This is a genomic window from Nocardia sp. NPDC004123, assembly GCF_053603795.1.
Map to the genome: position 1 here is coordinate 1 of NZ_JBSGGG010000035.1, position 20998 is coordinate 20998.

General features: G+C 66.7%; 22 protein-coding genes. 16 read left to right on the forward strand and 6 right to left on the reverse strand.

Annotation, left to right across the window (positions count from 1 at the left end):
* The coding region (locus ACWEQQ_RS38610; protein WP_452351655.1) for a protein kinase at nucleotides 1-1089 on the reverse strand (1089 nt) is incomplete at its 3' end.
* Between ACWEQQ_RS38610 and ACWEQQ_RS38615 the strand changes: the two genes are divergently transcribed.
* On the forward strand, nucleotides 1083-1310 hold the full coding sequence (locus ACWEQQ_RS38615; RefSeq protein WP_452346529.1) for a hypothetical protein: 228 nt from the start codon (nucleotides 1083-1085) through the stop codon (nucleotides 1308-1310). The genes ACWEQQ_RS38610 and ACWEQQ_RS38615 overlap by 7 nt on opposite strands.
* A gap of 21 nt (nucleotides 1311-1331) precedes the next feature.
* Complete coding sequence (locus tag ACWEQQ_RS38620) at nucleotides 1332-2156, forward strand: MerR family transcriptional regulator (protein WP_452351656.1); 825 nt, start codon at nucleotides 1332-1334, stop codon at nucleotides 2154-2156.
* 456 nt (nucleotides 2157-2612) lie between these two features.
* Here ACWEQQ_RS38620 and ACWEQQ_RS38625 read toward each other — a convergent pair whose 3' ends face one another.
* A complete protein-coding gene (locus ACWEQQ_RS38625) occupies nucleotides 2613-3506 on the reverse strand; it encodes a LysR family transcriptional regulator (protein ID WP_452351657.1) in 894 nt (297 codons plus the stop codon).
* 229 nt (nucleotides 3507-3735) lie between these two features.
* Between ACWEQQ_RS38625 and ACWEQQ_RS38630 the strand changes: the two genes are divergently transcribed.
* The 5 genes from ACWEQQ_RS38630 to ACWEQQ_RS38650 all read left to right on the forward strand — a co-directional run bounded on the left by ACWEQQ_RS38630 (nucleotide 3736) and on the right by ACWEQQ_RS38650 (nucleotide 6256).
* Nucleotides 3736-3861, forward strand: coding sequence for a hypothetical protein (locus tag ACWEQQ_RS38630; protein ID WP_452351658.1), 126 nt, complete (start codon nucleotides 3736-3738; stop codon nucleotides 3859-3861).
* An 88-nt stretch (nucleotides 3862-3949) separates the two neighbouring features.
* On the forward strand, nucleotides 3950-4444 hold the full coding sequence (gene coaD, locus ACWEQQ_RS38635) for a pantetheine-phosphate adenylyltransferase (RefSeq protein WP_452351733.1): 495 nt from the start codon (nucleotides 3950-3952) through the stop codon (nucleotides 4442-4444).
* A gap of 408 nt (nucleotides 4445-4852) precedes the next feature.
* Nucleotides 4853-5290 carry a hypothetical protein gene (locus ACWEQQ_RS38640; RefSeq protein ID WP_452351659.1) on the forward strand — a complete coding sequence of 146 codons (438 nt, stop codon included), beginning with the start codon at nucleotides 4853-4855 and terminating at the stop codon, nucleotides 5288-5290.
* A gap of 55 nt (nucleotides 5291-5345) precedes the next feature.
* Nucleotides 5346-6032, forward strand: a complete 687-nt coding sequence (locus tag ACWEQQ_RS38645; protein ID WP_452351660.1) for a hypothetical protein — start codon at nucleotides 5346-5348, stop codon at nucleotides 6030-6032.
* Between the two features lie 44 nt (nucleotides 6033-6076).
* Nucleotides 6077-6256 (forward strand): winged helix-turn-helix transcriptional regulator, encoded by a 180-nt coding sequence (locus ACWEQQ_RS38650; RefSeq protein ID WP_452351734.1) that lies wholly within the window; start codon nucleotides 6077-6079, stop codon nucleotides 6254-6256.
* Between the two features lie 212 nt (nucleotides 6257-6468).
* Here the strand turns inward: ACWEQQ_RS38650 and ACWEQQ_RS38655 are convergent, their stop codons facing one another.
* Nucleotides 6469-6774, reverse strand: coding sequence for a hypothetical protein (locus ACWEQQ_RS38655; protein ID WP_452351661.1), 306 nt, complete (start codon nucleotides 6772-6774; stop codon nucleotides 6469-6471).
* A complete protein-coding gene (locus ACWEQQ_RS38660; protein WP_452351662.1) occupies nucleotides 6761-7144 on the reverse strand; it encodes a hypothetical protein in 384 nt (127 codons plus the stop codon). The genes ACWEQQ_RS38655 and ACWEQQ_RS38660 overlap by 14 nt, the downstream gene beginning before the upstream one ends.
* 231 nt (nucleotides 7145-7375) lie before the next feature.
* Between ACWEQQ_RS38660 and ACWEQQ_RS38665 the strand changes: the two genes are divergently transcribed.
* The 5 genes from ACWEQQ_RS38665 (at nucleotide 7376) to ACWEQQ_RS38685 (ending at nucleotide 11839) form a co-directional block, all read left to right on the forward strand.
* The gene (locus ACWEQQ_RS38665) at nucleotides 7376-8266 is read left to right on the forward strand and encodes a helix-turn-helix domain-containing protein (RefSeq protein ID WP_452351663.1); all 891 of its coding nucleotides are present in this window, start codon (nucleotides 7376-7378) and stop codon (nucleotides 8264-8266) included.
* Entirely contained in the window at nucleotides 8263-8472 is a 210-nt protein-coding gene (locus ACWEQQ_RS38670; protein WP_452351664.1) for a DUF397 domain-containing protein, read from the forward strand. The genes ACWEQQ_RS38665 and ACWEQQ_RS38670 overlap by 4 nt, the downstream gene beginning before the upstream one ends.
* 467 nt (nucleotides 8473-8939) lie before the next feature.
* Nucleotides 8940-9548, forward strand: coding sequence for a hypothetical protein (locus tag ACWEQQ_RS38675; protein WP_452342334.1), 609 nt, complete (start codon nucleotides 8940-8942; stop codon nucleotides 9546-9548).
* Nucleotides 9549-9660: 112 nt separating this feature from the next.
* On the forward strand, nucleotides 9661-10677 hold the full coding sequence (locus ACWEQQ_RS38680; protein ID WP_452351665.1) for a TIGR03617 family F420-dependent LLM class oxidoreductase: 1017 nt from the start codon (nucleotides 9661-9663) through the stop codon (nucleotides 10675-10677).
* A gap of 148 nt (nucleotides 10678-10825) precedes the next feature.
* Entirely contained in the window at nucleotides 10826-11839 is a 1014-nt protein-coding gene (locus tag ACWEQQ_RS38685) for a M48 family metalloprotease (protein ID WP_452351666.1), read from the forward strand.
* A 207-nt stretch (nucleotides 11840-12046) separates the two neighbouring features.
* Here the strand turns inward: ACWEQQ_RS38685 and ACWEQQ_RS38690 are convergent, their stop codons facing one another.
* Nucleotides 12047-12649: a hypothetical protein gene (locus ACWEQQ_RS38690; RefSeq protein WP_452351667.1), complete on the reverse strand. Its 603-nt coding sequence runs from the start codon at nucleotides 12647-12649 to the stop codon at nucleotides 12047-12049.
* Nucleotides 12650-12704: 55 nt separating this feature from the next.
* Between ACWEQQ_RS38690 and ACWEQQ_RS38695 the strand changes: the two genes are divergently transcribed.
* The 4 genes from ACWEQQ_RS38695 (at nucleotide 12705) to ACWEQQ_RS38710 (ending at nucleotide 19112) form a co-directional block, all read left to right on the forward strand.
* Nucleotides 12705-14327, forward strand: a complete 1623-nt coding sequence (locus ACWEQQ_RS38695) for a bifunctional aminoglycoside phosphotransferase/ATP-binding protein (protein ID WP_452351668.1) — start codon at nucleotides 12705-12707, stop codon at nucleotides 14325-14327.
* A 5-nt stretch (nucleotides 14328-14332) separates the two neighbouring features.
* Nucleotides 14333-17176 carry a cation-translocating P-type ATPase gene (locus ACWEQQ_RS38700; protein WP_452351669.1) on the forward strand — a complete coding sequence of 948 codons (2844 nt, stop codon included), beginning with the start codon at nucleotides 14333-14335 and terminating at the stop codon, nucleotides 17174-17176.
* Between the two features lie 108 nt (nucleotides 17177-17284).
* Nucleotides 17285-17932 (forward strand): DUF2267 domain-containing protein, encoded by a 648-nt coding sequence (locus tag ACWEQQ_RS38705; RefSeq protein WP_452351670.1) that lies wholly within the window; start codon nucleotides 17285-17287, stop codon nucleotides 17930-17932.
* Between the two features lie 28 nt (nucleotides 17933-17960).
* On the forward strand, nucleotides 17961-19112 hold the full coding sequence (locus tag ACWEQQ_RS38710) for a site-2 protease family protein (RefSeq protein ID WP_452351671.1): 1152 nt from the start codon (nucleotides 17961-17963) through the stop codon (nucleotides 19110-19112).
* Nucleotides 19113-19131: 19 nt separating this feature from the next.
* On the opposite strand, the gene ACWEQQ_RS38715 is transcribed toward ACWEQQ_RS38710, so the two are convergent.
* Nucleotides 19132-20790 carry a SulP family inorganic anion transporter gene (locus ACWEQQ_RS38715; RefSeq protein ID WP_452351672.1) on the reverse strand — a complete coding sequence of 553 codons (1659 nt, stop codon included), beginning with the start codon at nucleotides 20788-20790 and terminating at the stop codon, nucleotides 19132-19134.
* Nucleotides 20791-20998: the final 208 nt, after the last annotated feature.

A 20998-nucleotide genomic window follows, 5' to 3' on the forward strand; every position in this document is an offset into this window, starting at 1 on the left:
TATCCCGTCGGCGCTCAGCAGCACGTTCGCCGGTTTGATGTCGCGATGCAGCACCCCGCGCCCGGCGGCGTGCCCGAGCGCGTCGGCGAGCCGGCGGCCCAGCCAGGCGACCGTTTCCGGCCACGTCATCGCCGCGATCCGGGCCCGCACCGCCGTATCGGTGGCACGAACCTCACCCTTGTCCTTGAGCACCCCGTCGACGGCATCGAGCAACACCTGCCCGCTGCGGGCATCAACCGGGGTCGACCGCAGTCGATTCAGCACGTCGAGCAACGTGCCGCCCGGCAGGTACTGCATGTAGAGCAACTTGAGCTCGCCGTCGGCGATCAATCGCTGGTCGAAGATCCGCACGATGTACTCGTGATCCAACTGGGCAAGGGTCTCCGGCTCGGTGCCGTGATTGTGCGAGATCTTCACCGCGACCAGCCGCTGCATCGACCGCTGCCGCGCCAGATACACACGAGCGAACGCACCCTCCCCGATCATCGTCAGCAAATCGAAGTCCCCCACCCGGTCACCGGGATTGATCGCCCCTAGCGCGACCTGCGCGCTCGGGCGAGCGACCATCGTACTGCGATATCCGGTGGTATCCAGCTGGACAGGAGGACGATCGATCGCCATGGCCGCGGGCTCAGCAGCCCCGGGCTCCGTCGGCTCCTCCCCGGTAACCGGCGGGGAGCCGCGATGCAGGGCGTGGTATTCCTCGTAGACCAGGTCCGCAGGCAGTGGGCCGCTGCGCAGTTCGGCGTACTGCTCGCAATACTCGGCGAGACGCTTGGGAAAGTGATGCCGAACCCAGCGATTCTCGAGGTCGACCTTGATCAGTTCCACCAGCACCGCACGCCGCTCGGCATCGACGTCGGGCAGGTACGCCGACAGATCGGGAGGACACCCCGACGCCGCCCACGCCTGCGAAAACCGGGCCACCGCCCCGGCGAGCGCTGTACGGCTCCGTTCGGCCGGATCGATGATCAGATCCTCGAGGGGCTCATGCACCACTTCGATACCCCGAGACGCGAATCCCCGAGGTGTGGCCCCACGCGACGATCGACAACCACACCTGAATAAACGACACAGCTTCGGTGCCATCCACCCTGACCGGCACATCCAAAGCCTATCGCGCAACCATCGAGCACACACCGACACCCGAGGCGGCAACAGCACCGACAGTAAGGCGGCGGACCACGGTGCGAGTTTCAGCGGACGAAACCCGGCCCGAAATGTCGGTGGAGGCGGAGCATTCGACCTGGGTCTATTCGGTTGGGATCTGGCTGTCTTCGCTGATGTTCCTTGACCCTGCCACCGTGTGAGGGTCAACACTCGAAGGCGTCATGTTCACCATCGGAGACTTCGCCAGGCATGGACGTGTTTCCATCCGCATGCTCAGGCACTACGACGCCATCGGTCTGCTGCGCCCTGCGCACGTGGACCAGTCCAGTAGCTACCGCTTCTACGCGGCCGCGCAGCTGTCCCGGCTCAACCGGATCGTCGCACTGAAGGGCCTCGGCTTCACACTGCAGCAGGTGCAGACGATCCTCGACGAGGACATCAGCACCGATGAGTTGCGTGGGATGCTGCGACTGCGACGCGCCGAGCTGGAAGCGGCGCTAGCGGAGGCGGCGTCGGGCCTGGCCCAGGTCGAGGCGAGGCTCCGGTCGATCGAGAATGAGGGTTCCATGCCCCAAGAAGACGTCGTAATCAGGCAACTGCCCGCGGTCCGCCTGGCTGAGCTGAACGCGACGGCCACGAGCTTCAGCCCCGACGAGACCGGCCCGCTCATCGGCCGGCTATTCGACGAGTTGCGCCGACGGCTCAACTCCGCCGGAGTCGCTCCGATCGGCCCCCGCACCGTCTACTTCGAGACCCCTGCCGAAGGCGATTACGGGATCGTCGTGCACGTCGGCCTCCCTGTCCCCGAGGGAGTCACCGAGGACGCGCACCTACAGATCGTCTCGCTGCCCCCGGTGGAACGCGCCGCCACGATCGTGCACCGCGGCATGCCGTACAGCTTTCTGAGCACCAGCCAGCTGCTCGTCCGCTGGGTCGACGCGCACGGCTACCGGTTCGACGGGCATGCGCGGGAGGTCATGCTCAACTCCTCGGAGAATCCGGACGAGTCGGTGTCCGAGCTGCAGGCACCAATCGTCACGACCTGACCTCGGCTCGGGAAATGTGGCGGGCTGGAGTCTGAGAACCCACACCGACAAGTGTCGGAAGAATCGACACGGATTCTATTCCGACGCCCGTGAGGGGGATCTGGTGTGTCAGATGAGGGTGTACCCCAACACCACATGAACCTTCGACTGCCGGTTGCTGGCGGACTCCTCAGCAGTGCCGCAATCCTCGGCGGTGCTGCAACCCCCGTGCTGAAGACGAGTACGAGCTGTAAGAGCCGTACTGGTGAGGAGTTCGGGACACGCCGGCGATCCGCAGTCCCATTCAGCCCCAACGAGATCCGCAGGTCAGCACTGATCACGACTCCGAACAACGACACCGGTGTGACGCCATGCCGTCCGAGATTGCTGGAGCGGCTGCGTTTGGCGTCGAAACGTATTGCGGACAGCTGCAAGTGCCCCGCGGATGCACCGTGGACGTTGGTCGGTGTCGAATTCTCAGTGGTCTCGGCATTGTTGTTCGACCATGTCTGCAAAGCTTCTCGCCAGCGGGCTGAGTGTTTCCCAGCGGCGGACGGCCCATCCGACGGTCAGTGGAGCGAGGAACGGTAAAGGCTGGAATCGCAGTGGCCGGTGCGAGGCGGCGGCGGAATCGTACGGCAGCGAGGGAACTATCGCGTGGCCGACGCCGAGTTCGGCGAGCAGGACTGCGGTGTTCCAGTCTGCGACACCGGTTTCGGGTGTCAGCTGGATTCCGAGTCGATTGAGGACGGTGTCGAGGTGGACACGCGATACCGCGTTGGCGGGTAGTTGGATGTGTCGGATCGCGGTGAGGTCGGCCGGTGTGATCGAAGGCCGGTCAGCGAGAGGGTCGTCGTCTCGGGTCGCCAGCACCCAAGGCAAGTCCATGACGGGGCGTTGTTCGATGCCGGGGATCGCGTCGGCGATGGTCACCCACGCCAGATCGACGAGGCCCTCGGCGAGGGATTCGAAGCATCGACGACTGGAAATGATCGTTCGGAACTCGAGTCTGGCGTGGGGATAGCGTCGGCGGAAGTCGACGACGGCTTCGGACATGAAGTGGCGGATTGTTGTCGCTCCTGTGGTGATGCGAACGGAACCAGTTTGGCCACGGGCCATTTCGCGAAGTTGGCGTAGCGCCAGGTCCACGCCGACGATGCCGTCACGCGCCGCCGTATACAGCACGAGCCCTTCCGCGGTGGGGGTCACGCCGTCAGGTCCACGTTCGAGCAGCCGTGCGCCGGTGGCCTTTTCGAGCCGTTTGACGTGCTGACTCACCGCGGGCTGGGTACACGCGAGGTCGCGAGCGACGGCACTGAGGTTTCCGGCCTGACAGACCGCCACGAATACCCGGAGGTCATCGAAGGTCATCCGCACCAAGCCCACCGTAATGTGTCCGTATCAAAGCTGAATCTTGGGGATTACCAAGGCAAACCGAGGATTGACCGGCTGCGCGCACTTCGCTGATGATCGTTGTGGGCCCAGGGCGGCAACCCGCCCCGCTTCTTCGGCTCATCCGGATCGGGGCGGAGCAGAGGGGGCGGGTGCCGACCCGCACATCGCACGATCGTCATCAACCGGCTCGGAGGGGATATGCGTCATGAGTATCACCGAACAACAGGTGATCACCGATCAGCCGTCAGTCCACACGCGAGCGCTCATCACCTGGGTCCACCCGGCCATCACGATCACGCTGGCATGCCCGCCGACCTCCTCACCTGGCTGAAGCGTTTCGCTGCCGAACAGGGCGCCACAGGCCGACCCGATGGTGTGGGGCGCGCGATCATCCTTCCGCGGACTTGACCGGCGAAACCATTCGGCGCGTGGTCTGCCCGGGCTCCTTCGACCCGGTGACCAACGGCCACCTCGACATCATCGGCCGCGTCGCGACGCTGTTCGACGAGGTGATCGTCGGCGTCGGCAAGAACGTCGGCAAGCGCGCGCTGTTCACCGCCGAGGAGCGGATCGCCATGATCCGCAACGTCATCGGCGAATATCCGAATGTCCGCGTCGAGGCCATCGACGGGCTGCTCGTCGACTTCTGCGTGCAGCACGGCGCGCACGCCATGGTCAAGGGCCTGCGCGCAGTGAGCGACTACGAGTACGAGCTCACGATGTCGCAGATGAACCACCGGCTGTCCAAAGTGGAGACACTCTTCGTGGCCTCCGATCCGGAGTACAGCCACCTGTCCTCGTCGCTGATCAAAGAGGTCGCGGGGCTCGGCGGCGACGTCTCCGGTCTGGTTCCCGACCATGTGCTCGCCCAGCTCACGTCGCGACTGGCCGAGCACAAAGCGAAGTCGGACTGACCTTCTACCAGTAGGTTCGAGTGAACGCATGAGCCACTGTCTGGATGCTCTCATTCATTCGGGCCTTTCCGGGCACCAGCGCTCTTAGCCCGGACACGGTGCCCATGCATCACATTGACGGCGGCGAAGTTCCGATTCCGTAGCGACCGGACATTGATCAGTGCTGCGGCGGCGGACGACGAGCGGGTGTCCAGCGGCCTGTGGTTGGGGGAACGAGCCGCAGTTGCGCGGGCGCTTCCGCTCACTGAGAAGTGATCCGGATCATGGCCTTGGGAGTCAGTGATCTCGGCTATCAAAATGCCTTTTGGCTACCACCCAGCTCCCAATTACTGGACACTCGACTAGGACGCTTCACAAGCGCGTCACTGCCCGGGGATGGGAAGTATGCCTGCAAGAAGGCCAAAAGCCATGCAGTTCAGCAAACTCGCCGTCACCTCGGCCCTCGGCATCACCGCCGGCACCGTACACGCTGATCCTGTCCCTGCCCCGGCTCCGGTCATCCCGTCCCGGCTCGACGGCATCAATCAGGCTCTCGGCCAGGTCCTTCCGTCATCCACTGACGCGAAGCTCGACGGCGACTCCGTCGTGGTCGAGACCGCCGCCGGCTCGGTCACCGCTGCGGACAACCAGCTCCAGGTCCGCGACAACCAGGGCAATATCGTCACCGGTCTCCCGCTGAGCCACACCCTCGGCGGCATCGGTTTCGGCCAGCGCATCACGATCCGGCGAACCAGTAAGTCGTCTGTTCGCGAAGCAGCGCACCCCTGGACTCCTCTGATGAGGGTGCGGGGCGGGTCTCTTTGTGTGCCGGATGGTTGCCTTCGTCACTCATTGAAACCTCGATGAGGACCTCGCTTCCCAAAGGCAAGCGCCCGTTCAAGAAAGCGACGAGAAAGTAATAATGCGTTTCCACAAGTTCGCCGCCACCTCTGCCGTCACCATCGCGGCCCTCGGCATCTCCGCCGGGACCGCCCATGCCGATCCCGCGGCCGCCGCCGCCGGGATCCACTGGGACACCAAGATCGACGGCGCTTCGGTGGTACTGAAGACCGACGCGGGCTCGCTGACCACCCAGGACGGCCAGTTCCAGGTGCGTGACAACAACGGCGGCCTGGTCACCCAGTTCCCGCTCAATATCATCACCGGTGACGTCGCCCACCCGGTCGCCGCCACGATCGACGGCAACACCGCCACCTTCACCCCGAACATGGACCCGGCCGCCGACTTCCCGGCCCCGGCCCTGCCGGCCCCCGTGATCAAGGACGTCGCCAGCCAAGCCGACCAGGACGCCGCGTTCGGCGCCGCGGCCAACCAGTTCGGCATCGCCAGCTCCATGGGCACCCTGCTGGGCACCCTCGTCGGCGGCGTGGCCGGCTGCGCCATCGGCGCGGCGGGCGGCGCCCTCGCCGGTGTCGTGATCATGTCGGTTCCGACCGGCATCGCCGGCTGTGTCGCCGGCGCCGCGATCGGCATCCCGCTGGGCGCCGCGGCCGGTCTGATCGGTGTCGGCGGGCCCGCCGCCATCGCGGTCGGCATCGGCCTGTTCAACCGCCTCAACGCACCGGACTCCACCCCGGCCACCAACTGAGCCGCTACATCGGGCGTAGAGACCATCAGTCAACGGATGCTGACCTGCACGCCAACCCGCCGAGCGTCGAATACAGTCTCACTCCACTCGGTCACTCGTTGCTCGGGCCGCTGTCCGCCCTCGCCGACTGGGCCGTCGAGTATCAGCCTCAGATCGCAGCCGCCCGCGCAGTGCGACACGACGCCCACACTCACGCAGCCGATCGAGACTTCGAACGTGACTGAAAGCGGGGAGTTCATGAACTGGCGGGTGTTCCGTTCCGGGCCATGAGCGACGAGATCCGGGCTGTAGCGGGGCCGGAGGGAGGCGAGACCGTCAGGAGCACTGGGAATCCGTACGGACGCACAGGGATTCAACTGCACCGAGTAAGGAGCTATGGCGGTTGCCGACCGTGATGGCCTCATCGTCGCGGGAGCCGCCTCGCCGGCGAAGGCCGTCAGTTCATGTTCATGGTGTGGCGTTCGATCACGTCATCGACCGGGCAGCCGCGTTCGCCGGGTTCCGGCGGTTCGGTGCCGTCGAAGATGGCGTCGAGGACCGCGGCGTGGTCGAGGGTGGCGGGCAGGCGGTGAGAGGCGCGGGCGCTGACGATGACCGCGTGCAGGACGGCCGCGTAGATGAGCGAACGCGGCGCGGTCAACCGCCACCCGCGACGTTCGCGGTCGCACAGCCGGGCTTCGACGGTGTCGAGTACGTCCTGGATGACCTGGATCTCGATCCGGTCGGGGTCATCGCAGGGCATGACGACCTCCGAAAAACAGTGCGCCACACCCGAACACTGCCATCCGCACCACCGCGGACAGCGACCTGCGGTGCACACCCGGCACCCGTGCCGCACGCGGATCGAGCACCATGCGCCCGGCTACGACCAGCGCGGTCCGCGCCCGCCACCGCACCCAGCAGCTGTCCACCCCACATCCGAGATGCAGCTGCATTGCGGTATGCGCTTGTCCGGCAGTCAATGCGCCGGGATCGTCGTAGCACGACCACAGCCCACGCACCGCATACCCGGACACGCCGACCTCGGCGTGCTCTGTGTCAACGGTTCGCTGCTTCTCACGTTCGATGCGGTCGATGATCGCCTGCACCGACCACGGATTGTTGCTGGACATGATCGACCCCCTGCTCATCGGACGGCTATGGCGCGCCAGGCATTTGGAGAACCAAATGGTGTGATTTCTTGCCTGGCGTGCGATCAGGACACCACCGATGTCCTGGCGAGACAGCGAATTCGGACGTTCCGAACACGATTGGTTCGATTGGCCAGGACGGGGTCCACGCCCGGCGTACAGTCTGTTCCGCGATGGCGCGTGTTCCGTTCCGAAAATTCACAGGATGCACACATGACCAGCGATGACGAACCCTCGACACTGCCCAGGCGGCAACTGGGCCGGTTTCTGCGCGAGGCCCGCGACAGCAGTGGATTCTCGATGGATCGTGCGGCTCGCCTGGTAGAGCTGAGCAAGACCGCGTTGCACCGCATTGAGAGCGGTGGCGTGAAAAAGCTTCGCATTCGCGACATCCGAGCGTTGTGCGAGCTGTACGAGGTTTCTCCGGCCGATACCGATCGGGCCGTCGAACTTGCCAAGCAGGCGCAGGTCACCTCCTGGTACACCGCATTCGGCGGTCTCTACAGCGATACGACATTCAATATGTTCGTCGGACTGGCGGCATCGGCCCAGCGTCTGATCACCTATCACGAGATCGTTCCGGGTCTCCTGCAAACCGCCGACTATGCCCGCGCCCTGATCAGCGCGTTCTATGTCGACAGCAGCCGCGAAGACATCGAATGCCGGGTCGAGTTGCGGCTCAAACGACAAACGATCATCACTCGCAAGACCGATCCAGTGAAACTCGAGCTGCTGCTTCACGAGTCGGCGCTGCACCGGATGATCGGCGGACCGTGCATCATGGCTGCTCAGCTACAGCACATGGCCGAGATCGGCAAGCTGCCGAACATCTCGCTGCGCGTTCAACCGTTTGCGAGTGGGTGTAGCCGCGGTCTGCTGCATGGGCCCTTTGTCATTCTCGAGTTCGGACAGGATGCCAAATCTCGCCCGATCGAGCCGCCTCTCGTCTATCTCGAGGGAGCGGGCAAACCGGACATCTACATGGAAAGCAGCGACGACATGCAGCGCTACCATGAAATCGCCTCGGCCATACGAGAAACCGCATTGAACGAGACAGCAACACGAGACCTGCTCAGACGGGTAGCAAGGAGTCATACCGCATGAACACCAACCTGTCCGGAGCCCATTGGTTCAAGAGCAGCCACAGCAGCGGCCAAACCGAATGTGTCGAGGTGGCCTGGCTGACCGGAGGCACAGTCGGAGTTCGTGACTCGAAGAACCCGACAGGCCCCGCCCTCGTCTTCGCCCCCGGCGAATGGGATGCCTTCGCCGCCGGCATCATTCGAGGGGACTTCAACTGCCCGGCCTGAGGGTCGATCAGTGCCAGCTGTGGGAAGAACTCCGTTCGTCCAGGCGGCATCATCTGCTTTGGGTGTCGTGGAGCGATCGAGGCATTCAAACGCCAACGCTCCCGCATGCGCCACTCGCGCCGTCTACGCACGCCACATGTGGCGTGAATCCCGAAGCGATCGAGTTCATCATCCGTGGACAGAGAATGCCCGCCCGGGTTGCGCTGAAAGAAATTGCCGCCCGGGCGGGCGCTAACCCTTTGCGCGCCGACGCGGTGTTGTTTGGGGTGTCGGCATCGAGAAACCTATCGCGGCAGTCGCATTCCATCGATGACGCACAGTGCCGCTCATACGACAGTATGTGCCGGTGCTGACCGGTGCGGTTCCACTCGGGCAACCAATGATCAGCCACGATCTCGAACAGCACCTCGGCGGCTCTGCCCTTGTGGCAGCGCGAGGTCGTTTATCATCCGGCAGACCGTCACGGCATGCACGCACACGAGGGGAACATGAGGACTCACGCGAGACGGGCCACTGCGGCCGATAGCGATCTGGACCCCGGATGGTTCGACGGCGACGCCCAGCAGTCAGCGGCCTGGCTCGCGTGGAGCGACCAGGTTGCGATCGATGCCCGCATCGAGGCGTTGTTCACCGAGACGCTGCCCCGGCTGGAAGCGGTACAGGGCAGCGGGGGCCGTCCATCGCTGGATGACCGATTCAGCGCTGCTGCGTTCGATTGGATCGTGTCCCTGATCGATGCCGCGGTGCTTGGCGAGGATGGACGGTACGCGCCCGAAAACGGTGTTCTCGCGGAGCAATTCATCACCTATATCGGCGAGTGGATGGTGCGACGCGTCGAGGGTGTTTGGTTCAATTCACCTGAGAACGGTGCGCCGATCTTCGACGGGTACGGTCCGGCGGTTGGTTACCGGTGGTCGCAGGAGTCGACGAACGACTTTCTGGTGTTGTTGTTCATGATGGCCGTCGACAGCGACGATGCCCCGTATGGGTACTTCGTGGACCTATTGTGCGGGCGCGCACTGACGTTCGCGGAGGAGCGAGGCCGGCCGGATCTGAAAGCGGAGATCTTGGCGTGATCGTGCGCGGGCATGGATTCCGGAGGAGCGGACCGACGGCCTGAGGGCCCATGACGCGGTGCGCCCGCTACCGTCTGCGGTGACAACGCACCGACGCCGAGGAAGACGGTCGATGAAAGTCTATGCAGCCCTGGATCCGCGACTGCCGCTGTCCGAGGTGCCACGGGTGGCGCGGCGGGTGGAGGACCTCGGATTCGATGGGGTTCACATCCCCGAGACGATCCACGATTCGTTCGCGGTCGCGCTGCTGGCGGCGGAGCACACCAGCCGGATCACCGTGCGCACCGCGATCACGCTGGCGTTCGTCCGGAGCCCGACGCTGGTCGCGTACAACGCCTGGGATCTCGCGAAATTCTCCGGCGGGCGCTTCGAGCTGGGACTCGGAACGCAGATCAAGCAGAACATCGAAAGCCGTTTCGGGATGCCGTGGACCGAACCCGTCGCCCGGATCGGGGAGTACCTGACTGTGCTGCGAGAGCTGTTCGCCGCGTTCGCATCCGGCGATTCGATCCATTTCGAGGGCGACAGCTACCGGCTGACCCGGTTGCAGCCCTACTTCAACCCCGGCCCCGACGACATCGCCCCGCCACCGATCCTGCTCGGCGCGGTGAATGCCGGGATGTGCCGCCTCGCAGGACAACTCGCCGACGGCGTGATCACCCACTCCACCAACTCCGATCCTGGATACCTGCGCGACGTCGTTCACCCCGCATTGCACGCGGGTGCCGCCGAACGCTCACGTCAGGCCCCCGGAATCATCGCCGCGGTCCCGATCGCCACGGGCGCCACAGCAGCCGAGGTGGCACGCGACCGTGAGCGGCAGCGACGGCTACTCGCCTTCCTCTACTCCACCCCGTCCTACCGGCCGACGCTGATACGCCTCGGTCTGCCCGCATTGTTCGACCGCCTACGCGAATTGGTGAAAGCGCAACTCTGGGATCAACTCCACGACGTGGTCACCGACGAGGTCCTTGATGCGCTGCTCATTTGCGGCGACTATGACGCCCTGCCGGACCTCGTGCGGGACCGCTACGCCGGCCTCGTCCACGGCATAGTCCTACCGGCACCCGCAGCCGACCCCGAGAACACCCGATTGATGCACGCGATCGAGTCCCTCCGAGCGTTGTAGCGGGAACAGCACACCCCTTCATGTGCCCGCGGGAATCGCTTCCGCCGCCCACCCGAAGTTGGGGCTACGCGACCTTGTCGCCGGTTTCGTATCGTGAAGCGACCGCGCAGGAGAACACAGCCTCGCCCGCACGAAGAGCTGACCCGCCATGTCTCTCGAATCGCCTTCGGGCACAACCAGGTACCGGTTCACTGGCCGCGCCCGCATCGAAGCCCGACTGTTGCCGCTGCTGCGACTGCTCCTGGCTGTCCCCTGGGCGGTCGCGACCGTGGTGATGCTCTGGAGTCTCACGGCCTGGGCCGGGCGCTGGGCGACGATCAGTGTGATAGCGGTCTGGTGTCCGATCTGGTGTTACGCGCTGGTCGTCGAACTGATCAGGCCGGACGAGTTGACGATGCGGCGACGTGCCGCGGAATTTCCCGATATCGCGCCGTACCCACCGGAACGCGTCGAGCCCTCCATCCTGCTGTGGGCAGCCTCCTGGGACGTCATGGAGGCCGCGGGCCGACCCGGTGGTGCGGCAGGGGAGGGGACGTCTGCGGTGGAGCGGGTCGCCCGGGGTGAGAACTGGCTGCGAATGGTGCTACGAACCCGTCGCCCTCGGGCAGCGGGTATGGCGCACCCACGCCGTCTTGTCTCAGTGACGATTTCGGCTGTGAACGAACTACCCCCGCTCGAGCTACGGGCAGTGATCGCACATGAATTCGGTCATCTGCTGATCGGCGGCTGGACTGTCAGGTTCCTGGAAAACCTGTGCACCACACCGGTCGTCACCGTCTTCGGCGCGCCGACCAAATTGCTCATCACCCTGCTGTCCTATCGAAGATCGCCGGACATCGTTGCGACGATCGTGCTGCTGATCATGTACACCGTGTCCTTCGTCGCCCTAATCGATGCCCTGCTCCCGACCATCGGCCTGCATCTCGCCCAGGCGCTCGCCATAGTCTGTCTCCTGCAACCCTTCCCGAAGATGTGGGTGAACTGGCGGGAAGAATTCCTGGCTGACCAGGTGGCCGTCGACCTCGGCTACGGTCCCGCCCTGGACGATTACCTCATGACCTCCGGCGGGAAGTACGGCGAACGCTTCAGCACCACCCACCCGGAAGTTTTGGCACGCCGCCTGATGATTCGTTACCGCGCGCGGCCCTGGCCCTCGGCCTAGCCCGGAGTCCCGCGCCATCATCGCGCTGCGGATACAGCCGGCCGGAAGCGGTGGCAATGGGGACGACGTCGACTTCGTCGCGGACCTGTAGTTTCGTGACGGGCGAGCGCCTGGGGCTGACCCTGCCGGAAAGGGAAGGGCGTCATGATCATTCGAATTGGCCAGGCCGCCAACTCGCGGACCGCAAGTCCAGCAGCCGTCGCAGCGTCATAGCTCGGACCATGCGACCCCGAACCATGGCGAGGTTCGTCCAGCCAACAGCTGGAGGTGGAAGTCGGGGCCTTCATGTGTCCGATCCTCTTCAAGATCGGTGAGTTGACTGATGGTGCAGATGTAGTCGCCGTTTGGGAGTTCGATACTGGACCCGTAGATATCCTTGTCATCGTCCACGGCGGAGTCCGCGAACTGGGCAGCCATGGTGACCGTGTCCAAATTGACGACGACCAGCTCACCGCGCGTCACGGTGATGGGGCCGGCGATTTGCCTGATGAGCGGCAGCCGCGGATCTACCGGCGAATCCGAAAGGTCGATCCGCCATTGCTCCTCGCCGCCGGTTCCCCAGAGCAGCATTCTCCGCTGCCGCATCTCTGATTCGACGCGCTCGAACAGCATCTCCAAGGTCCAGTCTTCGCCCACGAACGACGTGTACGCATGTGGGTCGACAAGACCGAGGAATCCCGAGTCATCGGTCATTTCGTCGATCCGATGCCGAAGCTGCGCCATGCGATAGTCCTCCCCGGATTGATCACCGAACCATACAGGCACAACGTAGTTACGGGCGATCGCCGGCGACGGGACCGTTGTCGTCACTGCGGGGACCTAAGTCCTCTGTTTCCGGCAGCCCGGCGCGCGGAGTGTGGGAGGCATGGACACGAACGCCTCCACCTCACGTCCTGTCGTCCGGCCCGACGACCCGCGACAGCGGGCGGTCGACCGCGCCGTGGCTGCCGAGCACCTGCGCGGCGGGACCCTCCACGATGCGCGCGCCGCGGAGCTGCGGGAAACGCATACCGGGCTGGTGGTGTTGGTCGGGGATCGGGCGTACAAGGTGAAGAAGCCCATCGTCACCGACTTCCTCGATTTCGCCACGACCGAGGCCCGGGAACATGCGCTGCGCCGCGAACTCGAATTGAATCGGCGCTGGGCTCCCGATGTCTACCTGGGCCTGGAACATCTCACCGGTCCGCTCGACAGTCCCGGCGAACCCGTGCTGATCATGCGGCGGATGCCGGAATCTCGGAGATTGAGCAGGCTGGTCACCAGCGGCGAGATCGGCCGGGCGGAACTGTCCGTACTGGCGACGGTGGTGGCCCGATTCCATCGCAATGCCATTCGCAGCAGCACCATCGATCAGGCGGGAACGGCACAGGCCCTGCGGCAGCGATGGCGAATCCTGTTGCGCGGCCCTCGATCCCATCCGCTCAGTACGCTCGATCCCGCGCTGGTCGACCGCATCGAGCGGCTGGCCATGCGTTTCCTCGACGGCCGCTCGCCGCTGCTGGCCGAACGTATTGCGGACGGCCGGATTCTGGATGGGCACGGCGATCTTCTGACCGAAGACATCTTCGCGCTCCCCGACGGCTTCCGAATCCTGGACTGCCTCGACTTCGACGACTCCCTCCGCGCTGTCGACGGCCTCGACGATGCCGCCTTCCTGGCGATGGATCTGGAGTTCCTCGGCCGACCCCAGCTCGCCGAGGACTTTCTCACCGATTACCTGCGCGCGGCCGGGGATTCGCCGCCGGCCTCGCTGCGCCACCACTACATCGCCTACCGGGCCATGGTGCGGGCCAAGACCAACCATATCCGGGCCGCACAGGGCGACGAGCAGTTCGTCGGTCACGCGATCCGGCACCTGGATCTCGCGGTGCGGCACCTGGAGGCCGGCGCGGTGCGGCTGGCCCTGGTCGGCGGCCTGCCCGGGACCGGAAAGTCCACCGTCGCAACCCGTCTCGCGGAGATCACCGGCGCCGAGGTCATCTCGAGCGACACCGTGCGAGCCCGACTCCGCGCCTCGGGAGCGATCACCGGTGCGAGCGGCTGCCTCGACGCCGGAGCCTATCGGCCCGACGCGAGATCACTGGTGTACACCCACATGCTGGAGCTGGCACGGCAGCGGCTCGGGCTCGGTGTCTCGGTGATACTCGACGCCTCCTGGATCGATGCCGCCGAACGGACCCGCGCCCAGGCGCTCGCGGCGGGCGCCCACGCCGAGCTGATCTCGCTGCGCTGTGAGTGCCCGCCCCAGACGTCCGACACGCGCATCCGTACGCGCCGCCCCGGCGATTCCGAGGCCACCCCCGATATCGCGCGTGCACTGGCCACGACCAACTCTCCGTGGCCGGACGCGACAACCGTGGACACGACCAGCTCGATCGATGTCACCGTCGCCCAGGCGTTGCGCGGGTGGAACGCGGTAGGACGTTCCGCGAGTTCGCCCCACGCGGATCCGGCTGGCATCGACCTGCCGCCCAACCGTGGTGGCTGATCCGCATGACAACCGGCACCGATGTGCGCGCGGCCGACACGCCCGGCAGCGCGACCGCTGGCGAATCCACGGTGCCGCCGGACCCCACCGAGCGCATCGACCTGCTGCTCCGGGATCTGCGCAGCAGCCGCACCGGGCTGACCGATCGCGAAGCGCGGCGGCGGCTCGTCCACGTCGGTCCCAATCAGCTTCAGCGGCGGGGTGGCCGCACCTGGCCACGAGAATTGCTGCGGCAGTTCACTCATCCGCTGGCGATACTGCTCTGGGCGGCGGCCGGATTGGCCGCCGCGGTCGGCATCGCGCCGATCGCGGCGGCCATTGTGATCGTGATCGTGATCAACGCCGGCTTCGCGTTCGTACAGGAACGCCACGCCGAGCAGGCGGTGGAGGCGCTTGCCGCCTATCTGCCGACCCGGGCGACGGTGTTGCGAGACGGGGCCGTCGCGGAAATCGATGCCACCGAATTGGTTCCGGGCGATGTGCTGGTGATCTCCGAGGGCGATCGGATCTCAGCGGACGCCCGCATGCTCGACGGCGGCATCGAGGTCGACCAATCCGCCCTGACCGGCGAATCCATGCCCGTCTATCGGGCCGCGGACCTGGCCGATGCCGGCGTGCCACTGCTGCACGCGCCCGACCTGGTCTTCAGCGGAACCACCTGCACCGAGGGCGAGGCGCGGGCGGTGGTGTACGCCACCGGGATGCGCTCGGAGCTGGGCAGGATCGCGTCCCTGTCCGAGCGCGTGCGACGCGACGAGAGCCCGCTCGAACATCAGGTACGCCGGGTGGCCTGGCTCATCGCCCTGGTGTCGGTCGCGCTCGGGGCGGCCTTCATCCCGCTCGCCACCCTCGCGGCCGGGCTCTCGTTCGTCAACGCGGTGGTCTTCGCGGTCGGGCTGCTGGTCGGCAATGTCCCGGAGGGGCTGCTCCCGGTCATCACGCTGGCGCTGGCCATCGGGGTCCGCGAACTCGCCCACCGCGGCGCGGTCATGAAGCGGCTCAGCGCGGTGGAGACGCTCGGGTCCACCGATGTCATCTGCACCGACAAGACCGGCACTCTCACCGAGAACCGAATGCGGGTCGTGGTGGCGCACACCGCCGGTGGACGATTCGACTTCGCGTCGGAGCACCCGCCACCCGCGCCACGGCTCACCCTGATCCGACTGGCCACCGCCATGGCCGCCTGCAACAACGCACGCCTCCACGGCCCCGGCGGCGATGACCGGGCGATGGGTGATCCCACCGAGGTGGCGATCCTCGAAACCGCTGCGGCGCTGGGGATTCGACTCGATCCCGAGCTGCGCCTGCGGCGTCGGATCCGGCAGTTCCATTTCGATTCGTCGCGCAAGCGAATGTCCACGCTCGACACAGAGGATTCCGGCATCCATGTCGTGCACGCCAAAGGCGCACCGGAATCGCTTCTGCCACTGTGTAATACGGAACTCGATGACGATGGGCGAGCGGTGCCCCTGACCACCGCCCGCCGACATGAGCTCGGCGCGCTGGTCGACGAACTGGCCCGGCAAGGTTTGCGGGTCCTCGCCGTGGCCGAACGCCGCCTCGAAGACGGTGCGCCGGACCCGCGACAACCTGATCAGGCCGAGTGCGAACTGATGCTCGTGGGCCTGGTGGCGATGGTGGATCCGCCCCGGCCCGGAGTGGCCGAGGCCGTGAGCGCCTGCCACACCGCCGGGATCCGGATCATCGTCATCACCGGCGACCACGGCCTGACCGCGGCGGCGGTGGCCGCCCAGGTGGGCATCACCCACGGGGAGCCGGTCATCGTGACCGGCGACGAACTCGACCTCATGTCCGAACAGGACCTCGACCGGCTACTCGCGGGAGACCCGGCGCTGATCTTCGCCCGCTCGTCACCGGAGGCCAAGCTGCGGATCGCCGACGCGCTGCGGGAAGCCGGCCACGTGGTCGCGATGACCGGCGACGGCGTCAACGACGCGCCCGCCCTGCGGCGCGCGGATATCGGAATCGCCATGGGCCGCTCGGGAACCGACGTGGCACGCGAAGCCTCCACCATGGTGCTGACCGACGACAATTTCGCCACCATCACCAGCGCCGTCGAGGCCGGGCGGCGCGTCTACGTCAACATCCGCAAGTTCATCTTCTACATCTTCGCCCATGCCACCCCGGAGGTCGTCCCGTTCCTGGTGTTCGCGCTCTCCGGTGGCGCCGTTCCGCTTCCGCTGACCGTGCTGCAACTGCTGTCCTTCGACGTCGGCACCGAAACCCTGCCCGCCCTGGCCCTCGGCCGCGAACCCGCCGAACCCGGCGTCATGGACCAGCCACCCCGCCCGCGCGACGAACCGGTCACCCGGACGCCGATGCTGTTGCGCGCCTGGCTGTTCCTCGGCATCCTCTGCGCAGCATTGGCCATGGCGGGCTTCTTCTGGGTGCTCCTGCGCGCGGGATGGCATCCCGGCGCGCCCACCGGCCCCGGCACCCCTCTCCACAATGCCTATCAGCAGGCGACGACCATGACCCTTCTCGGCATGGTCACCGGCCAGATCGGCACCGCGTTCGCCGCCCGCACCGAATACGCCTCCCTGCGCTCGATCGGCGTCCTCTCCAACCCACTCCTGCTCTGGGGCATCGCCTTCGAGGCAGCCCTGACCGCCGTCATCATCTACCTCCCGCCTCTGCACACCCTCCTCGGCACCGCCTCCCTCACCCCAGCCATGCTGGCTTTCACCCTTCCCTTCCCGCTCATCGTGTGGGGCGCGGACGAAATCCGCCGCTGGCTGGTCCGCCATCGGGCCGCCCCCGGCAGGTCTGCCGGATCCAGCGACCACTTCCCCGAAGCCGGCAGGGCGCAAAGACCATCGCGGCGGTGACCTCTGTCGTCGGTGCGGTGGCACCAGTCCTCTGCCGTCGGGCCCGCGGGGAGCGCAGGCTCGACCTATCACCACAGTGCCTACTCATCTCCTGAAAGGCCGTGTCCCATGAGCCATCACACCGATCCGTTCGCACCGAGCGTGCACACCGCCCACGAATGGCTGGCGGCCGTGGCCAAGGCCATCGACACCGAGGATCGCATCCTCGCCCATCGCGCACTGCGCGCATGGCTGCACACCGTGCGCGACCGCTTGGGCATCAATGCCGCCGCGCATCTCAGCGCCCAGTTGCCCGAACTGCTGCGCGGTACGTTCTACGAGGGTTGGATCCCGGCCCACGTGCCGGTCCCGCGCGATGTGCCGTCATTCCTCGCCCAGTTCGCCCATGCCGCGGGCGTCACTCCCGAGGAGGCCGTGCCGCTGGTAGGGGTGGTGACCGACGCCCTCGCCGACCTGTTCTCTCCCGGTCAACTCGACCATGTGCTGGCGCAGCTCCCGGTGGCGCTGCGCTTCCTCCTGCTCGGCACCGACCTGACGGCGGTCTCCGGGGGTGTGGCGGCCTTGACACTGCCGGGCCAGATGCAGACCGATGACATCGAACGACGTCTGACCGCGCTCACCGAGGCCGTCACCGCACTCGTGCGTGGCCTCGAGTATCCCGCCGACGCCGGACCGGACGAACACGGCGGATTCTCGGCCGCGCAGCAGGCCCACCGCATCCTGCTCGCTCAGGGGCTGACCGGGTCCGGGCACTGATCCGACCCGCACAACAGACGAGGACACCATGCAGCTCCGATCCACTGTCCCACTGGGAAGAATCGGCGGCATCCGTATCGCCGCGCACTGGTCCGCGGCCGTCACCGTGGGGCTCTTCACGTGGATACTCGCCACCTACCTCCGTGGCACCGCCGACGCCGGAATCATCTGGGCCGCGGCGATCGTCGGCGCTGTCGTATTGATCGCCTGCCTGCTCGCACACGAGCTGGCGCATTCGATCGTGGCCACCCGCAATGGGATTCATGTCGAACGCATCGTGCTGTGGCTGCTCGGCGGGGCCTCCGAGCTGACCGACGAGCCCAAGGACGCCCGGACCGACCTGCGGGTCGCCCTGGTCGGCCCCGCCACCAGTCTGGTGCTCGGTGTGATGGCCTACGGCGCGGCGGCCGTGTCGTCGGTCTTCTCCCCAGGCGGCCCGGTCACCGAAACCCTCGTCTGGCTCGCCACCGTGAATGTGGTTCTCGCCGTGTTCAATATGCTGCCGGGCGCGCCCCTCGACGGTGGGCGCGTCGTCCGGGCGGTGATCTGGTGGCGCAGCGGCGACCGCCTGCGCGCCGCGACGGCGGCCGCCCGCACCGGCCAGGTCCTGGGCATGACCCTGGGTGGCCTCGGCAGTGCCGAGATCATCGCGTTCCGCGACTTCAGCGGCCTGTGGCTGATACTGCTCGGCTTGTTCCTCTACAGCGCCGCCAACAGCGAGCTGACCATGGCGGGCCTGCGACATCGTCTGGGCGCCACCACCATCGGCGATATCATGACCCCCGCGCCGCGGATGGCCGACGCCTCGTGGACCCTGGACCAGTTCCTCCGATCCGACCTCGTCTACACCCACCACCACCTCTTCCCGGTCGTCGATCAGGACGGCCACCCGTGCGCCGTCCTCGCCTGGGCCGATCTCCTGCGCACCAGCGCACGTCCGCACCCCGGCCTCCGGGTCGCAGACCTCGCCCGCCCGCTCCCCCCGGCCGCGATCGCTCACGCCGACGATCTGCTCGCCGACGTCATTTCTCGAATCGTCCTGCGCCCCAACCTCGATGCCGTCGCCGTCACCGACCCCACCGGCCGCCTCACCGGCCTGGTGACCGCTACCGACCTCGCCCTGGCCTGCAACCGCTCCGCCCTGGGGCTCCCGGCCCGCCCCTCGACCAACACGCGCTGAACAGTGCGCGCACAGGATGTCAGGCGCCCGCTCGATGACCGTCCCCGGCCACCGCGGGCGCCAGCTGCCGCGCACAGGTGATGGCATCGGGCGTGTGGGTGAAAAGGTGGTCGGCGCCGCCCGCGGGCAGGGCCCCGATCGCGGTGAGACGGCGCTGATGATCGGGGCGAAGCCCGGACATGAGCACGACGATGTGGCGGTGTTCGAGTTTGCCGATCGCGTCCTTGAGCACCAGCGCACCGGTGGTGTCCAGCGCGGTGACATGCGACATGCGCAGGATCACCACGTGCACATCCGATACCTCGGCCAGCTCCAGCAGGAATCGGTGCGCGCCGGCGAAGAACAGCGGCCCGTCGAGCCGGTAGGCGACGATGTGTTCGTCGAGCAGGTCGTGCTCCTCGGCCAGGTGATCTCCCTCGTCCAGCGGGATCTGGTGCAGGCGAGCCTCTTTCGCGACCGCGCGCAGGGCGAGCACCACCGCGATCCCCACACCCACCGCCACCGCGGTCACCAGATCGGCGACGACGGTGACCAGGAACGTGACGCCCATGATCGCCCCGTCTCCCTTCGAAGCGCGGGCGATCGCCGCCAGGGACGCCGTCTCGACCATCCGCACCGTGGTCGCCAGCAGCACCCCGGCCAGCGCGGCGAGGGGAATCTGCCCGACCAGCGGGGCTGCCAGGAAGACGATGGCCGCCAGCACGATCGCGTGGGTGAGCGCGGCCAGCCGGGTGCGACCGCCCGAGCGGACGTTCACCGCGGTGCGCGCGATCGCGCCGGTGGCAGGGACACCTCCGAACAGCGGTGCGGCGATATTGGCCAGGCCCTGGCCGAACAGCTCGCGGTCGGAGTTGTGGCGGGTACCCACCGCCATCGCGTCGGCGGCCGTAGCCGACAGCAGTGACTCCAACGCCGCCAACGCGGCCACCGCCAGCGCCGGCGCCAGCAGCGAACCGAGCTGGTCGGCATGGAGGAAGCCGAGGGCGGGGGCCTGCAATCCCGACGGAATGGTCCCGATCCTGGCCAACGGCAGATCGAACACCGCCACCGCGGCGGTCGCCAGCGCCACGGCCACCAGCGCGAACGGCCAGCGGGGCAGATACCGGCCACCGACCAGCATGAGCGCTGCCACCAGCAGGGCGGTGGCGATCGGCAGCGGGTCGAGATGGCCCAGGTACTGGCGCACCGCGTCAGCGGCGGCCTGCCATACCTTGTCCCCGTGCGCGTGCGCGATACCGAGCGCTGCCGGGACCTGTTGCAGCGCAATGACAACCGCGATTCCGGCGGTGAAACCCTCGATCACCGGGGCGGGCATGTAGCGCACCGCACGCCCGACCCCGGCGACCGCGAGCACCACCAGCACGAGCCCGGCCAGCAGCCCCACGGCCAGCACCCCGCTCGCACCGTGCTGATGGAAGATCGGCACCAACACCACGGTCATCGCTCCCGTGGGCCCCGACACCTGGAACCGCGATCCGCCGAAGACCGCCGCAACCGCGCCCGCGATCACCGCGGTCGCCAGGCCGGCGGCCGCGCCGAGGCCCGAGGAGATCCCGAAACCCAGCGCCAACGGCAGCGCGACCAGGGCGACGATCAGCCCGGACAGCAGATCCGCGCCCGGAGCACGCACGCCCGCACGCCAGTCCGACCAGACCGGCAACAGTGCCCGCACGCTCACAGTTCTTGCACCAGAGCCGATTCCGGCACTGCCGACTGCTCCGGTGCTGCCTCCGACCGCTCCGCAGTGGTCTGATCGTCCATGGCAACATTCTCCTTCACCAATAAACTAGGTTATTAGTTTAGAAAATATGCAATCAACGATGAGCACGGACCCCCCTTGTCGGGGGGCGGTACTGCAGTTACCACTGCGCCGAGACCATGTCGGC

Bases quoted from the DNA above. Each gene is read 5' to 3' on its own strand.
- ACWEQQ_RS38620 (WP_452351656.1), top strand. From the start codon at position 1,332: ATGTTCACCATCGGAGACTTCGCCAGGCATGGACGTGTTTCCATCCGC.
- ACWEQQ_RS38625 (WP_452351657.1), bottom strand. From the start codon at position 3,506: ATGACCTTCGATGACCTCCGGGTATTCGTGGCGGTCTGTCAGGCCGGA.
- ACWEQQ_RS38630 (WP_452351658.1), top strand. From the start codon at position 3,736: ATGAGTATCACCGAACAACAGGTGATCACCGATCAGCCGTCAGTCCAC.
- ACWEQQ_RS38640 (WP_452351659.1), top strand. From the start codon at position 4,853: ATGCAGTTCAGCAAACTCGCCGTCACCTCGGCCCTCGGCATCACCGCC.
- ACWEQQ_RS38645 (WP_452351660.1), top strand. From the start codon at position 5,346: ATGCGTTTCCACAAGTTCGCCGCCACCTCTGCCGTCACCATCGCGGCC.
- ACWEQQ_RS38655 (WP_452351661.1), bottom strand. From the start codon at position 6,774: ATGCCCTGCGATGACCCCGACCGGATCGAGATCCAGGTCATCCAGGAC.
- ACWEQQ_RS38660 (WP_452351662.1), bottom strand. From the start codon at position 7,144: ATGTCCAGCAACAATCCGTGGTCGGTGCAGGCGATCATCGACCGCATC.
- ACWEQQ_RS38665 (WP_452351663.1), top strand. From the start codon at position 7,376: ATGACCAGCGATGACGAACCCTCGACACTGCCCAGGCGGCAACTGGGC.
- ACWEQQ_RS38670 (WP_452351664.1), top strand. From the start codon at position 8,263: ATGAACACCAACCTGTCCGGAGCCCATTGGTTCAAGAGCAGCCACAGC.
- ACWEQQ_RS38675 (WP_452342334.1), top strand. From the start codon at position 8,940: ATGCACGCACACGAGGGGAACATGAGGACTCACGCGAGACGGGCCACT.
- ACWEQQ_RS38680 (WP_452351665.1), top strand. From the start codon at position 9,661: ATGAAAGTCTATGCAGCCCTGGATCCGCGACTGCCGCTGTCCGAGGTG.
- ACWEQQ_RS38685 (WP_452351666.1), top strand. From the start codon at position 10,826: ATGTCTCTCGAATCGCCTTCGGGCACAACCAGGTACCGGTTCACTGGC.
- ACWEQQ_RS38695 (WP_452351668.1), top strand. From the start codon at position 12,705: ATGGACACGAACGCCTCCACCTCACGTCCTGTCGTCCGGCCCGACGAC.
- ACWEQQ_RS38700 (WP_452351669.1), top strand. From the start codon at position 14,333: ATGACAACCGGCACCGATGTGCGCGCGGCCGACACGCCCGGCAGCGCG.
- ACWEQQ_RS38705 (WP_452351670.1), top strand. From the start codon at position 17,285: ATGAGCCATCACACCGATCCGTTCGCACCGAGCGTGCACACCGCCCAC.
- ACWEQQ_RS38710 (WP_452351671.1), top strand. From the start codon at position 17,961: ATGCAGCTCCGATCCACTGTCCCACTGGGAAGAATCGGCGGCATCCGT.